Consider the following 15,033-nt stretch of genomic DNA (forward strand, 5'->3'; position numbering starts at 1 on the left):
TAGGCGAAAAGGTGAAAAACCCTACTATACTACTAAACAGCTAATCCATCAAACCATTATCACTACATAGCCAAATCACTCAAACACTCAAACACTCAAACCCTCACATCAACTAATCAACCAATCACCACATTATCAAATAACCACATTATCAAATCATCAAACAGTCAAACTCTCACCAAATGAACATCCTCCTTGCCTCAACCTCCACGCTTTACGGCGGCAATTACCTGGAATACATTAAAACCGAAATTGAACAGCTCTTTCAGGGTATAGATGAGATCCTCTTCATCCCTTTTGCACGTCCGGGCGGCATTTCGCATGAAGACTACACCGCAAAAGCGGCTGAATTCTTCGCCCAACTCAACATAAAAGTCCGCGGATTGCACGAATTTGCAGAAAAAGCTGAAGCCATTAACCAGGCCAAAGGCTATTTTACTGGCGGCGGCAACACCTTTCTGTTAGTAAAGACCCTGCACGAAGAAAACCTGATGCATTTCCTGAAAGACAATGTGGAAAGCGGAAAACCTTATCTGGGTTCCAGCGCAGGAAGCAATATTGGCGGCATCAATATGAAAACCACCAACGATATGCCCATCGTTTATCCGCCCAGCTTCAGCTGTATGGGACTGGTACCGTTCAACATCAATCCCCATTACCTGGATCCCAGTCCAGACCTGAAGCACAACGGCGAAACCCGCGAAACCCGCATCCTGGAGTTCCTGACCCAAAATGACCTGAAAGTCGTAGGCCTGCGCGAGGGCAACTGGATTCGGCGCATTGGCGACCGCATCACCACCGAAGGCACCGAGCAGACCCGCATCTTCGAACAAGGCCGGGAACCTTATGAAGTAGAGCCGGGAAGCACACCTTAACTAAAGCCTTCCAACCGCGTTTGATTAACTGTTTCTTGCCGGAAAAAAAAATGACGCTGCCAAAAGAATACAGAAGGAAATCACTTAATTTGGTCTGACTGCCAAAGATATTGAAATGATACTCAGCTGATATCATTAGAATAATTTAAAAATTTAGTCAGAATTTATGAAGACACATAAAATAATAATATTCACGACGTTACTACTGACAATTACAACAGTTTATGGACAGACTTATGAACCATTGGATTTAGCAAAAAAAATATGTTCAAAAGTGACTTTACCAAATATCGAGAATTATGTTGCTGGCGAATATGAAGGCAAACCAAACGGAAAAGATTTACCAGACGGTTCAATTACAAAATTTACATTACTTGGACAAACAGACAAAACAGCAGTTGTAGGAATGACTGTGTTGGACTCAATTGGAAAAGGATTTGACACGTATTTGCACTTTGAAAAAGATAAGTCATGGAAAATGACAGCATTCAGAGGATTAGCAATGACAGGACTAATTGAGCAGATAAAAATTGAACTTGAAAATATGACTCCACAACAAGTGGACGAAATAATTGAAAAGTCAAAAAAGAATAAAAATGACGACTTTGAAATGTTTAAATCAAGAGAAGATTACAATTTTCAGTTGGGAAATACAAGATTAACACTTGAATTAGACGAAAATATTATAAACCATTTTCTGACAAACCAAGCAGAATTTGACCGTCTCAAAAATCTCGCTTTAATTGAATTGGAAAAAGAAAAAGTAGATGAAGATAGAAGTTTGGAACTAATTGAAACCTCTAAACCTGAATTTAATAAACTTTTCATTTCTTCAGTGGCGACAGGTGGTTACGAATTAGGTAACTGTATCAATTTTTTAATTGGTGGAATGCTTGACAACTCTGTTGGTTATTTTTATATAAAAGACAAAAAAGATTTACCGGAAATGAATCCAAATAGAATAATTATGATTAGAGAAATTGCAAACGGATGGTATATTTACAAGACAACATAAACAAAACTGGCGCCAACAACAAAGTTTTAATTAGGCTTCTTTGAGCTGCACCTCGGGTCGTCGTTTCCGCAGGACAAGAAATGAAAGCCCGTAGAACGGAATGTCTGGCAGCTTTTTGACAGCCTTTGGAGTTGTCGATTTTACATTTTAAAGCACAGAAGCAGTTTTTTAGAAGGACTGCTTTTCTTGTGGTGTTTGAAAAAGTTCCGTCCAAGCAAGAGGATTTCGATTGGCAGTTCAAAATTAGAACCTTAATAATGTCGGATCAGCGTGGCTTGCGCCCACCACACCTCCGTGCCCTTTGTGTAAAGCTTTGTGCTCTTTGTGGTTAAAGAAAAGTGGCAAGAACAAAGAAAAATGAAAGCGGCATGCTACCGTTTTTTTTGGGAGTCCAAGGACACGTCTTATAGACTTTTAACCAATTACTTGAGATTCATGCGGTATGACAAAGTGACTGTTAGCTGTTCCTACGCAACAGATTTTATAACAATTGCTATTTGGAATTCTGGGTTCATCCTAAAAAAGGTCACTCAGTCCAAATGCTTATACTTCATTCTAATCCAATTCCAAGAAATAAACTTAAAAGGATCAGGAGCTGAAAAACCATAATCTGAAATTCCGCTCCGGACAATCCAAAATCCAAAATTGAAAATCCACAATTCACAATAGAAACTTACTCCGAAACTTTAGGCAAGCCTTTAGCCGGAGCACGTCCCGCTTCCAGGATAGGAAGATTGGTTTCCGTTGGGATGTAAATTACAGTTTTATCGTTCAGGTTGTTTTGCTGCCTTACCCAGAGATACTGAATATACTTTTCAGACAGTGCACCGTTCTCAATTTTGATGGCGGCAGCGGCACCTTTGGCTCTTTCCACCTCGGCCATGGCATTCAGTTTTTCGGCTTCCAGGTTGGCTTTAGCCTCCTCAATTTTAATCCGCCGGTTCTGTTCGGCTTTTGCAAATTCGGCTTTTCCTTCCATTTCCTGCGACCATACGCGGTAGGTAGGGTAGCCATACAGCATGACCACCATAAAGATCAGTCCAAGTACTGTAAGAACTATAATTCCCGTAATCGTTAGATTTTTCATAGTGTAGGTTTAGAAGTTGGTGTAAATTTTAAATATAATGAAAAAAGCCTGTTAACTCAAAATTAGGTTACCGGTTTTGCAGCAGACTGTCGTAAATATTATGAATTAGACCGTCGGCCACAGAAATCTTAGGCACAAAAATTTTTGAGATCTCCGACCACTGCATAATGTTGTTAAAGATTTCCAGTGCGGGCACAATAACGTCGGCACGGTCTTCACGCATCCCGAACTTCGTCATCCGTTCCGCCACTGTAAGTTCGCTCAGTTCCTTATAATATTTCTTCAGATAGGAGGTGCTCATGGGCTTCCCATCCTTAGTCTTACTCATGGAAAATATCTTGTTAATGTTGCCTCCTGAGCCTATAGCGACTACAGGATCCTTGGAGTTAATATTCCTGCGGATTTCCTCCTTCATCTCTTTCCAGTGGTCCTCGGTAACCAGACCGTTCAGCAAACGTATAGTGCCGATGTTAAATGATTTCTTATACCTCATCTTCCCGTTTTCGTAGAAGGTCAGTTCTGTAGAACCTCCGCCCACGTCAATATACAGATAGGCCGAATCTTCCGCCAGACCTTCGGCTACGTGATTTTCGTAAATCAGCGCCGCTTCTTCATCGCCGCTTATTATTTCAATCTTGATACCTGAGTTTTCGCGAACTGCTTCAATAATCTGCCTGCCGTTTGCAGCATCACGCATGGCACTGGTGGCGCAGGCCCGGTAATGTTCCACCTTATAAATCTTCATCAGATCGCTGAAGACGCGCATACTGTCTACCACCATTTTCTCGCGTTCCGGACCTATTATACCGTGGCTGAATACGTCCATTCCTAACCGGAGAGGTATTCGCAGCAGGTTCAGCTTGGTAAATTCCGGCTTGCCAGGCGCGGTTTCGAGTACTTCATTAATAAGCAGGCGCGCGGCGTTGCTTCCTATGTCAATAGCGGCTATTCTCATTTTTTTAGGTGTTGTAGGTTTTTTGCTTCAGGTAACGGAAGGTTTCAATCTGAGACCTGATTTCCGTTCCGTCTTTCTTCACATATTCATTCCGCAGGTTCTTATCCAGAACGCGGGCTTTAATATTGTCACTCAGCTGAATATCCAGAAGATCTTTGATTTCTTTCTTAAGGTTTTTCTGGGTAATTTTTACTGCCGCTTCAATACGGTAATCCAGATTCCGCGTCATCCAGTCAGCAGATGAGATATAAGTGTCTTCTGAACCCTTATTATAAAAATACATGACCCGTGCATGCTCCAGATATTCATCCACAATACTTATAGCCTGAATTTTCTTCTTAAAATCCTTCTGATTCACAGCGCAGTATATTCCGCGGATAATAAGTTTTATGGTCACACCAGCTTTAGCGGCATCATACAGTTTCTGTATCAGGCCACGGTCACTGAGTGAATTGGATTTAATGATCATCTCGGCTTTGCGTCCGGCCCGCGCTTCCTCTATTTCCCGGTCTATATGCTGTTCAATTTTTTCACGCATAAATACCGGACACAACAGAAGCTTTTTGCAGGTTTCAAGTGCGGGCACAAAATCTTCCTTCGGTTTGCGCAAGACACTGAATACTTTATTCATATCAGCCATAACCGCACGGTCCGAAGTCATCAGTAAATGGTCCCCGTATATTCTGGCTGTTTTTTCGTTAAAGTTGCCTGTACTTATAAAACCGTACTGCAGGGTCTTGTTATGGACTCTTTTTTTAATGATGCAAAGCTTGGCGTGAACTTTCTTATCGGGGATTCCTACCAGGACCGTCACGCCTTCCTGTTCCAGCAGTTCCTTCCATTTCAGGTTGGATTCTTCGTCAAACCTGGCACGCAACTCCAGCATTACCGTAACTTCCTTGCCGTTTCTTACTGCATTAATCAGCGCGTTAATGATCTTTGAACTGCTGGCCAGCCGGTAGGCCGTAATCTGAATGGATTTTACGTGCGGATCCATAGCGGATTCTCGCAGAAGGTCAATAACGGGCGTATAACTGTGATATGGGAAGGTAAGCAGAACATCTGTCCTCAGGATGACATCAGTAACTCTTTCGCCGGCAAAAAGCGGATGCTCAAATGAAGTCCTTTCCTCAGGTTTTTTATAAGCGCCAAACACATCAGGAAAATCCATGAAGTGTTTGAAGTTGTGAATCTTGCCTCCCGGAATTATACTGTCCTTCTTGGTCAGATTCAGTTTTCTGATAAGAAATTCCAGGAGCGCTTTATCCATACTCCGGTCGAAACTGAAACGTGTAGGCTTCCCTTTGCGCCTGGACTTAATTCCTTTTTCGATTTTTTGGGCCAGAGTAGTACGGATGTCATTGTCAAGGTCAAACTCTGCGTCTTTGGTCACCTTGAAACAGTGCGCTTCAAAATCATCATAACCAAAATAGGAAAAGATATGCGGCAGGTTAAAGGTGATTACATCTTCCAGCAGCATAACGTTCTTTTCACCATCGCCCGGCAGGATGACAAACCGGCCCAGCACGCGGGAAGGAATCTCAATCATGGCAAATTTACATTCATACTGCCATTCCTTACGGCGCATTGCGATGCCCAGATAGAGTGATTTGTCGCGCATATAAGGCAGAGGAGTATTTTCATGCAGCAGAATTGGGATTACATTACTCTCCACAACCTCATCAAAATATTCCCGGACGAAAGTTTCCTGCTGGGGTGTCAGCTTTTTTGGCGTCCGGATAAAAACTTTCTGCTCTTCCATTTCTGCCTGGATTTTCTTCCAGGTTTTATCGAATGCCAGCTGTTGCCTGATTACAATTTCATTGATGTTCTGAAGGATCTTGCTGGGTGGCTGGTAAAAGGACTCGGTAATGAATTTTTGTTTAAAATCCATGGCCCGTTTCAGTCCTGCGACACGCACGCGGAAAAACTCGTCCAGATTATTGGAAAATATACCGATAAACCGGATACGCAGATGCAGCGGCACCTGCCCGTCCATCGCTTCCTGCAGGACACGCTCATTAAAGGCAAGCCAGGTAATGTCTCTCGGATTGAACTGATTCGCCATTCTATAAATTTCTTTTGTTTCAAAAATAGCAAAATCCGCGTAGTGACCCTATTAAATTAGCATAAACTCACATTTAGGAAGGAGTTTTCTGTTACCGTTATCCAGAAAAGCCGGCGCGCTTTTTCGGTTCGGGATATAATTAATAAATTTACCTTTTTCAAAATTAGAATATGAAACTGAAACATACCGTACTGGCGCTGGCCGCTCCTTTTCTTATGAACGCACAGCAAGTGATGACCCCCGAAACTTTATGGACTCTTAATAAGCTAGCCGTAACTGCTGTCTCCCCGGATCAGTCTTCACTGATTTACAGTGTAGGCAAAACCGACCTTAAAACCGAAAAGAACAATAAAACCAACTACTTCCTCAACATCAGCAACAATGCTGCTACTGCGCTGGATCTAGGTAAGAAAAGCCTGATCCAGTGGGATAAGAACGGTCTTTATGCTCAGGAAGGCGATAAAATCTATGCTTCCAAAGACGCCGGCAAAACGTGGACGGATTTTTACACTCTTGCAAATGCTGACAATGTAGTGATCTCGCCAGACGGTAAGAAAATAGCTTTCAGCCGTGAAGTGCTGGTGGAAAAAGTATTGGGAAAAGACAAATATTCTGATGTTCCCAAAACTACGGCACATATTTACACAGACCTGAATCACCGTCACTGGGACTATTTCAGCGAAGGGAAATACAACCATGTTTTTGTAGTAAATGTTTCTGATAAAGCGGATCAGGCAAAAGATTTACTTGAAGGCAAGCCATGGGATTCTCCGCAGCGGCCTTTCGGCGGTGCCGAGGATTTCATCTGGAGTCCGGACTCGTCGCAGCTCCTGTATGTGACCAAGCCTTTAAGCGGTGCCGAATACGCACAGTCTACCAATACTGATATTTTCGCTTACGATCTTGCCACAGGTGTAACCAGAAACCTTACGGAAGGTAATAAGGGGTACGATGTAGCTCCGAAATTTTCGCCGGACGGGAAATCTCTTTTGTGGCTTTCTATGGAAAGAGATGGCTACGAGGCCGATAAAAATAATATCAAGGTCATGGACTGGAAGTCCGGAAAGACGGACAACCTAACCAAAAACTGGGACGAAAGTGTAGTGGGAGAGGTCTTCTGGGCAAAAGACTCAAAGACGGTTTATTTTACGACTGCTTACCGCGGTACACGTCAACTGTTTTCATTGAATCCGAAAACTTCAAAAGTACAGCAGGTTACAAAAGGAAATCATGACGTGAACAGCATCTATGCACAGAACAAAAATTCCCTGTTGGTTTCAAAGGTGGATATTAACCATAATGCTGATCTGTTTTCGGTAGACTTGAAATCCGGCGCCATGGCACAGGTTACTAAGGTCAATGAGGAAAATTATGCTAAGATTACGCCCGGAAAGTCGGAACTTCATATGGTTAAAACCACCGATGGCAAGGAGATGGGTGTATGGATTCATTACCCGCCTAACTTTGACGCCAGCAAAAAATATCCGACACTGCTGTACTGCCAGGGTGGTCCACAGTCTGCACTTACACAGTACTTCAGCACGCGCTGGAATTTTGCACTGATGGCCGCTAACGGTTATATCGTAGTGGCTCCAAACCGCCGCGGAATGCCGGGCTGGGGAACGCAATGGAACGAGCAGATCTCCAAAGACTGGGGTGGGCAGGTAATGCAGGACTATCTGGCAGCTACAGACTACGCAAATGCACTTCCTTATGTGGATGAAAACCGGGTGGGTGCTGTAGGGGCAAGTTATGGAGGCTACAGTGTATTTATGCTGGCCGGTATGCATCAAAACCGATTCAAGACCTTCATCGCACACGACGGTCTGTTCGATATGAAATCCTGGTACGGCACAACAGAGGAACTTTTCTTTGCTAACTGGGACCTCGGAACGCCTACAGACAGTCCTTTGCCAAAAGCTTACAACGAATTCAACCCGTCTAATTTTGTGGACAAATGGAACAGACCGATTATGATCATTCAGGGTGGTTTGGATTACCGCGTAGGATATGAACAGGGCCAACAGGCCTTCCAGGCGGCAAAACTTCATGGACTTAAAAGCAAGTTTGTATATTTCCCGAATGAAAACCACTGGGTACTGAATCCTCACAACGCATTGGTATGGCAGCGTGAATTCTTTGAGTGGCTGAAGGAGACGCTTTAGTGCATTGATACTATAAATAAGAAGGCTTCCGTATCGCGGAAGCCTACTTTATTTAATTTAGAACAGCTAATTGAATTGCTTTAATTCTTACAGCTGTACCTTGGCCTTAAAACTTGAGTTCATTGTGAGTGTTATGAGATCCAGGGTTGGTGCGCTGGCCATTATTTCCACAATCAGTGAGTTTTGAGTAGTTTGAAAATAGGGAAGCAGTTCCTGATCCACCACTGTAAAAGTGATGATATCGGGGTTGGTATTGTTATAAGCAGTGGCAATAAGCACGTCCGGCTGATTTGGGGCTCGCAGATAAATTCTGGCATTTTTTATGGCATCCAGCTTTGCACCTGCCTGTGAACTTACATACACCATTTCCAAAGTGTTCATCTTTACCGACTTAATATTGTTAATTGATTGACTGGGAGAAATTTCCTTGATTTTCTGGTCCAGATCAATGTTCATGTCAATGGGTGGAGTAGTAGTGTATGTGGTACTGCTTACCGCGGCAAAAGGTACGGTTACTGTGGCAGAAAATGGCGCGTCAAACGGCGGAATAGCATCCAGGACTGAATTAATGATGTCGCGGCAACTGTACAGGAGGAACATGCTCATTACGGTGAAAACAAGGGTCAACTTTTTCATAATTCTTCTTTTTGTTATTTTTACTGCTGCATTTATTATTCCAACTTAATTCCGGCAGTTCAAACTGCTTAAAAACCGATTGATGACCATTCGAATAGCCTCATTTCCGCCCATCATATCCGAAACTTCAGAAATATTGATTTTAGGTTCTGTTCCCGGAGTCCGTTCGCTGAAAGCACAGGAATACTATGCACATCCGCAGAATCACTTTTGGAAAATTGTCTTTCAATTATTCGGCGGCGAATTTACGCCAAATTATGCGCAAAAGCTTGATTTTTTGACAGATAATAAAATTGCACTGTGGGATGTGATTGAAACCTGCGAACGGAAAGGCAGTCTGGATACTGAAATCCGAAATGAGGAAAGCAATGATATTCCAGCACTGTTAGCTGAGTTTCCAAATATCAAAGCTGTGTTCTGCAATGGTCAGAAAGCGCACAAAAACCTTTTAAAGATGGTGGGCAAAGATTATGATCTTCCTATCTTTGTACTTCCCTCCACAAGTCCATTGCATACCATCGGATTCGAGAAAAAACTTGAAGCGTGGACTCTCATCAAAGATTATGTTTAAATTCACAACCTCGCTTTCAGCAATTTCTTTGGCCCGAAAAACCTTCACGACTGTATTTGTACTGCTGGCAATTTCCGTGACGGCGCAGCGCAAGTATCATTTTAACTACCACTCAGTTTATGAAACATCAGATAAGGCAACAGCGGCCACGTCTGCTGAAACCTGGGTTTATGATAATTCTGCGGATCCTTCCTATCTACTAATATTATATCCAAATGAAGCACGTATCAAAGATGAGCGTACCGATGAACTTCATTATTTTAAAATTATAAATGAGCAGGACAGCATTCACTATCAGTATGATTACAGTTTGAAGATCAATTTTGCTACGCCTTTTAAAATGAATTCCATCCAGGTGAAAAGATTTACTGATGTTGATTACGAAATTTCTTATATAAAGAAAAATGAAAAGGCAGAACTGAATGAAAAAATACAGCTTTGCCTGCAGGATTCTGAGGACGATTTGCTTTACAGTACAGTTTCAGGACAGAATAATGGTGAAATGAAAGTTCTGCTGGACCGTCTGAAATCTCAGCTGCCCGCAGGCAGAAAGTTCTATATTGCAGATCTTGCCCATCATTCGGGCAGGTATACTCGCCATTACCGACGGACCTCTATCCGGCCGGTAGAGTTGATGCTAACTGTACCTGAAAAGGTGGTTTACAAAAATTCGTTCCTGAAAAAGAAGTAATTATAAACACTTTCAATTATATAAACATCTTCAATGAAACAAATCCTAATTTCCTGCCTGATCTCTATCCCCGTAATTACCCTGGCACAATACAGATCATTTGATTTTTTTCAGGAAAGCAGCATTATACACAGCAAGGGCCGGCAAAAACAGGAAATTATCAAACAATACCGCCTCGTCAATTCTATAAGCGGTGACCAATTGCCCCTTCAGAAGACCGGCGGGAAATATATTGCATCACTTTATGATCCGGTTGCGGGACTGCTTCATTATTTCAACATTTACAATACAGACACCAGTTCCGTTGCGGAATACGCTAATTCCTACGTCCATACGGCTGCTACTTCAATACAGACCAGTGCACCGGCTTCCGCATTGCATACAGTTGCTACCCCAACCGCGCCACTGGAATACGAATTAAAAGTATATACTCACGCAGCGGATACCAAAACCGACTATATTTTTCAGGTTAAACTGGATAAAGCGAAGTATAATGACCTTGGAACAACGGTGGATAATCCATCGGTGCAGAATGCAGTAAGAAATGCGCTTACTGCAGAATTGGAAGATGCTGCGTGCTGTCACCGTATTATTGGTTATAAAGCACAGCGCCGAAAAGGTTCTTATGTGGTGGAATATAAGATACAGAAAAGTACACCGGTTAATATTGATCTCGCGGTTCCGCAGGCTCTGCGTTTGCAATCAAAATAGCTGGAGTAATGTATTGATTATCAAGTAGAAAGCATTTTACTTGACTTTCGCCTTTTTACGCCGTATCTTTGCAGATTAAATTTTAATAAAATCCGTAAATTTTATGAAGACATCAGACTTTAATTTCCACTTGCCGGAAGAACTTCTGGCAGAACATCCTGCAGAACACCGTGACGAAGCCAAGCTTATGGTACTGGACCGTAAGACGCAAACTATCGAGCACAAGCTGTTCAAAGATGTTGTGGATTATTTTGATGAAAAAGACCTGTTCATTTTTAATAATACAAAAGTTTTCCCGGCACGTCTATATGGCAACAAGGAGAAAACAGGAGCCAAAATTGAGGTTTTCCTGCTCAGAGAACTGGATAAGGAAACCCGTGTTTGGGATGTACTTGTAGATCCAGCCAGAAAGATCAGGATTGGTAATAAACTTTTCTTTACTGAAGACGAAGCTTTGGTAGCCGAAGTTATAGACAATACAACTTCCAGAGGCCGGACACTTCGATTTCTTTATGACGGATCCTACGAAGAGTTCCGCGCAAAACTGAAAGAACTGGGTGAAACACCACTTCCAAAATACATCAAGAGAGAAGTACAGCCGGAAGATGCCGAACGTTATCAAACCATCTATGCCAAGCATGAAGGTGCTGTAGCCGCGCCAACCGCAGGTCTTCACTTTTCCAGGCATCTGATGAAGAAGCTGGAGATTAAAGGAATCGATTTCGCTGAAGTTACACTTCATGTAGGCCTGGGAACCTTTAACCCAATCGAGGTTGAGGATTTAAGCAAGCACAAAATGGAATCTGAAGAAGCCATCATTGACCAGCTTAATGCTGATATCATCAATAAGGCTGTAGAAGAGGGCAGAAGAGTTTGCGCCGTAGGTACAACTACAATGCGTGCTCTGGAAACTTCCGTATCTTCAAACAAAAAGATCGGACCGTACCAGGGATGGACCAATAAATTCATCTTCCCACCGCATGAGTTCGGTGTTGCCAATGCAATGATTACGAACTTCCATACGCCAAAATCTACTTTGCTAATGATGATTGCAGCCTTCGCAGGTAAAGATTTCCTGATGCACGCATACGAAGAAGCCATTAAAAACGAGTATAAATTCTACTCCTACGGCGACGCAATGCTTATCCTTTAAGAGCAAAGGAAAAAGTAAAAAGTAATAGGTGCCATGTGCAGTGGTGGTATTTTGGAGATTTAGTTTAAAATTGAATTTTTAGAATCATGAGAGGCAATGACTTGCTGGAGCGTACTTTTGTATTCGGAATTGACTGTTTAAAGTTTTGTAGAAAACTTCCATCTGATCCGGAATACAGGCTGATACGTTTCCAACTCGGAAAATCTGCTACTTCACTTGGTGCGAATTACGAAGAATCTCAGGCTGGTTCATCCAGAGCAGATTTTAAAAATAAGGTCAGAATTTCTCTGCGCGAAGCCAGAGAATCCAATTATTGGCTTCGGGTCATCAAAGAACTTGCTGATCATAATGATGATGCTTTAGAAAGGCTCATAACAGAAAGCATCGAGCTCAAGAAAATTTTTGGTGCAATAGTAAATAATACAAAGATTTAACTTGGCTCTTCTAACTTTTTACCTGGCTCTTAGCTAATTATGAAGGACATCCGCACCTTATCCCTGGAAGAACTGCAAAACTATTTCGTCACCCTTGGCGAAAAGCCTTTCCGTGCAAAACAGGTCTACGACTGGCTGTGGAGCAAAAACCTGCATTCCATTGACGAAATGACCAATCTTTCCCGCGAACTTAGGGAAAGGATTGCGCAGGAATATACAATTAATCCAATTTCAGTAGATCTTCTGCAGAAATCGAAGGACGGAACCATTAAGAACGGTGTGAAACTACATGACGGACTTCTGGTGGAATCTGTGCTTATACCTACTGAGAGCCGTACTACGGCCTGTGTATCCTCACAGGTTGGATGTTCACTGAACTGCGAGTTCTGTGCAACGGCCAGATTGAAAAGAATGCGCAACCTTGAAGTGGCAGAAATCGTAGATCAGGTAGCTCTTATTGACCAGCAAAGTAAGACCTACTTTGACAGACCTCTTTCCAATATCGTCTTTATGGGCATGGGCGAGCCCATGATGAACTACAAGAATGTGGTGGAAGCCATCAAAAAGATCACTGAACCCGAAGGAATGGGTATGTCGCCGCGGCGTATTACTGTTTCTACTTCCGGGATTCCGAAGATGATCAGAATGCTTGCGGATGAAGATCTACGGGTGAAACTGGCACTGTCGCTGCATTCAGCCATCGAAGAAAAGCGAAATGAGATTATGCCGTTTTCGGATAAGTTCCCGCTTACGGACATTATGGACGCGCTGCAATATTGGTATCAGAAAACCGGAAATACAGTTACCTATGAATATTGCGTCTGGAAAGGAATCAACGACAAAGATGAGGATATAAAGGCACTGATCCGGTACTGCAAACAGGTGTCTTCCAAAGTCAATCTGATTCAGTACAACCCGATTGGCGATGGCAAATACGACCAGTGTAACAAAGAGGCCGAGGACAATTATGTGCGTCAGCTGGAGAAAGCTGGTATTACCGTGCTGATCCGGAGAAGCAGGGGTGGAGATATTGATGCCGCCTGTGGGCAGTTGGCCAATAAATCCAGTGAGTAATGTTTATCCACCGCGGTAAAGCCCGTACTGAAAAGCACAATCTGGCTATTGCCTCACTTCTGGGATTTGTAGCAGGATTGGTTAATGTGGTCGGATTTTTATCTGTAAAGAAACTTACAACCAATGTTACGGGGCATTTTGCATTCTTTGTTGATGAAGCTTTCCAGCAAAAGATCGTTCAGGCATTCCATACAGGCCTATATATTTTCTTCTTCTTTGCCGGTGCGTTTTTCGCCAGTCTGCTGGTAGAATTTTATACGCGCCGACGCGAAAATCTCATCTATATAATTCCGGCACTTACCGAAGCCTTTATTCTTGGAGCAATAGCTCTGTCGGGTACGCTGTTGATACAGCAAAATCCCGATATTATAGCCTTTGCGCTGCTGTTTGCTATGGGACTACAGAATGCCTTGGTTACAAGAATTTCTAATGCAGTTGTCCGAACGACACACCTGACCGGTCTGTTTACGGATATGGGAATTGAATTTGCGCAGCTGTTTTTCTACAAAGGAAAATCCAGGCGGCAGAAACTGCTGAAATCAATTCGCTTGCGTCTGACGATTATCTGGATGTTCTTCGCAGGCGGTGTTACAGGTGGATTGCTGTACAGCTCATGGGGATTCAGGGCACTCTTGCTGGGTAGTTTTTTACTTTTGGGCGGACTGCTTTTTGACTTTATTAAGATTAGATTAGTTCTTATGAGACCAAAAATATGAGAGGGATATTCACTATTATCCTGCTGGTGACTTTTGCGTCCATGCAGGCCCAAAAAGTTAATTTCCTGACACTCAGTAAATACAGAGTCAGCACGCTGGCCGATGTACTAAGGGAGAATTCTGGTCTTACATTTTATGACGGAAAACTTTATACGCTGAATGACGGTGGGAACACCGCGGATATCTTCGTCATTGATCCCTTCACAGGAAAAGTGGAAACGATCATCAACTCTCCACTCGGGAATACGGATTGGGAGGCAATAGCTACAGATTCCACCTATCTGTATATTGGCGATTTTGGAAATAATGCGGGTTCGCGTACAGATTTGAAGTTATTAAAAATGCCTCACGACAAAAGCCAAGCTGCCGATTCCACAAAGACCATAGGTTTTTACTATCCTGAACAGACGGATTTCAGATCACGCCTTCACAATAATGATTTCGATGCCGAGGCAATGATCTTTCTTAACGCAAATCTACATATATTCACCAAAGGGTGGACTTCGGGATCAACAACACATTATATTGTAGACCCTGCATTTTATGAAGGTCAGGCCGCACAAAAAGTATCGCGTTACAAAACAGGTTTTCTTGTGACCGATGCTGCTTATTATAATAAAAGGCTCTATCTGGTGGGATACACTAAGAAGGCTGAAGTGTTTTTGAGTATCTTCACAGAATCCAGACCGGGAATTTTCTTTAATAAAGAACCTCAAAAATACTACCTGGGAACAGCCTTTTCCGTAGGTCAGGTTGAAGGTGTAGAAGTAAATGACCAAGGAATTTACATTTCATCAGAAGCATTCCGTACTCCGTTGGGTGTTGTAAAACAGGGCCTGTACTTTGTGCCTCATTCAAAAATAAAAGCCGGAAAATAGTTCC

General features: G+C 42.7%; 15 protein-coding genes. 11 read left to right on the forward strand and 4 right to left on the reverse strand.

Annotation, left to right across the window (positions count from 1 at the left end; all coding sequences use genetic code 11):
* Positions 1-182: 182 nt before the first annotated feature.
* Together pepE and H1R16_RS00625 are read left to right on the forward strand one after the other, a co-directional pair.
* Positions 183-875 (forward strand): dipeptidase PepE, encoded by a 693-nt coding sequence (gene pepE, locus H1R16_RS00620; protein ID WP_181886162.1) that lies wholly within the window; start codon positions 183-185, stop codon positions 873-875.
* 166 nt (positions 876-1,041) lie between these two features.
* Positions 1,042-1,890, forward strand: coding sequence for a hypothetical protein (locus H1R16_RS00625; RefSeq protein ID WP_181886161.1), 849 nt, complete (start codon positions 1,042-1,044; stop codon positions 1,888-1,890).
* A 673-nt stretch (positions 1,891-2,563) separates the two neighbouring features.
* Here H1R16_RS00625 and H1R16_RS00630 read toward each other — a convergent pair.
* The 3 genes from H1R16_RS00630 to ppk1 all read right to left on the reverse strand — a co-directional run bounded on the left by H1R16_RS00630 (position 2,564) and on the right by ppk1 (position 6,000).
* Positions 2,564-2,977, reverse strand: a complete 414-nt coding sequence (locus H1R16_RS00630; RefSeq protein ID WP_181886160.1) for a hypothetical protein — start codon at positions 2,975-2,977, stop codon at positions 2,564-2,566.
* A 67-nt stretch (positions 2,978-3,044) separates the two neighbouring features.
* Entirely contained in the window at positions 3,045-3,932 is an 888-nt protein-coding gene (locus H1R16_RS00635) for a Ppx/GppA phosphatase family protein (RefSeq protein ID WP_181886159.1), read from the reverse strand.
* Between the two features lie 4 nt (positions 3,933-3,936).
* Positions 3,937-6,000, reverse strand: a complete 2,064-nt coding sequence (gene ppk1 / locus H1R16_RS00640) for a polyphosphate kinase 1 (RefSeq protein WP_181886158.1) — start codon at positions 5,998-6,000, stop codon at positions 3,937-3,939.
* Positions 6,001-6,170: 170 nt separating this feature from the next.
* On the opposite strand from ppk1, the gene H1R16_RS00645 reads away from it, so the two are divergent.
* Positions 6,171-8,165, forward strand: a complete 1,995-nt coding sequence (locus H1R16_RS00645) for a S9 family peptidase (protein ID WP_181886157.1) — start codon at positions 6,171-6,173, stop codon at positions 8,163-8,165.
* An 87-nt stretch (positions 8,166-8,252) separates the two neighbouring features.
* On the opposite strand, the gene H1R16_RS00650 is transcribed toward H1R16_RS00645, so the two are convergent.
* Complete coding sequence (locus H1R16_RS00650; protein WP_181886156.1) at positions 8,253-8,801, reverse strand: hypothetical protein; 549 nt, start codon at positions 8,799-8,801, stop codon at positions 8,253-8,255.
* A gap of 82 nt (positions 8,802-8,883) precedes the next feature.
* Here H1R16_RS00650 and H1R16_RS00655 point away from each other — a divergent pair, with 82 nt between their 5' ends.
* From H1R16_RS00655 to H1R16_RS00690, 8 genes are all read left to right on the forward strand, one after another.
* Entirely contained in the window at positions 8,884-9,372 is a 489-nt protein-coding gene (locus H1R16_RS00655) for a DNA-deoxyinosine glycosylase (RefSeq protein ID WP_181886155.1), read from the forward strand.
* Positions 9,365-10,063, forward strand: a complete 699-nt coding sequence (locus H1R16_RS00660; protein ID WP_181886154.1) for a hypothetical protein — start codon at positions 9,365-9,367, stop codon at positions 10,061-10,063. Before H1R16_RS00655 ends, H1R16_RS00660 begins: the two co-directional genes overlap by 8 nt.
* Before the next feature lie 33 nt (positions 10,064-10,096).
* Positions 10,097-10,774, forward strand: coding sequence for a hypothetical protein (locus H1R16_RS00665; RefSeq protein ID WP_181886153.1), 678 nt, complete (start codon positions 10,097-10,099; stop codon positions 10,772-10,774).
* Positions 10,775-10,877: 103 nt separating this feature from the next.
* Positions 10,878-11,927, forward strand: a complete 1,050-nt coding sequence (queA, locus tag H1R16_RS00670; RefSeq protein WP_181886152.1) for a tRNA preQ1(34) S-adenosylmethionine ribosyltransferase-isomerase QueA — start codon at positions 10,878-10,880, stop codon at positions 11,925-11,927.
* 86 nt (positions 11,928-12,013) lie between these two features.
* On the forward strand, positions 12,014-12,361 hold the full coding sequence (locus H1R16_RS00675; protein ID WP_181886151.1) for a four helix bundle protein: 348 nt from the start codon (positions 12,014-12,016) through the stop codon (positions 12,359-12,361).
* Positions 12,362-12,400: 39 nt separating this feature from the next.
* Entirely contained in the window at positions 12,401-13,435 is a 1,035-nt protein-coding gene (gene rlmN, locus H1R16_RS00680; protein WP_181886150.1) for a 23S rRNA (adenine(2503)-C(2))-methyltransferase RlmN, read from the forward strand.
* On the forward strand, positions 13,435-14,151 hold the full coding sequence (locus H1R16_RS00685) for a YoaK family protein (RefSeq protein ID WP_181886149.1): 717 nt from the start codon (positions 13,435-13,437) through the stop codon (positions 14,149-14,151). The genes rlmN and H1R16_RS00685 overlap by 1 nt, the downstream gene beginning before the upstream one ends.
* Positions 14,148-15,029: a YncE family protein gene (locus H1R16_RS00690; protein WP_181886148.1), complete on the forward strand. Its 882-nt coding sequence runs from the start codon at positions 14,148-14,150 to the stop codon at positions 15,027-15,029. Before H1R16_RS00685 ends, H1R16_RS00690 begins: the two co-directional genes overlap by 4 nt.
* The last annotated feature ends 4 nt before the right edge of the window (positions 15,030-15,033 follow it).

This window comes from Marnyiella aurantia, assembly GCF_014041915.1.
GTDB lineage: Bacteria > Bacteroidota > Bacteroidia > Flavobacteriales > Weeksellaceae > Marnyiella > Marnyiella aurantia.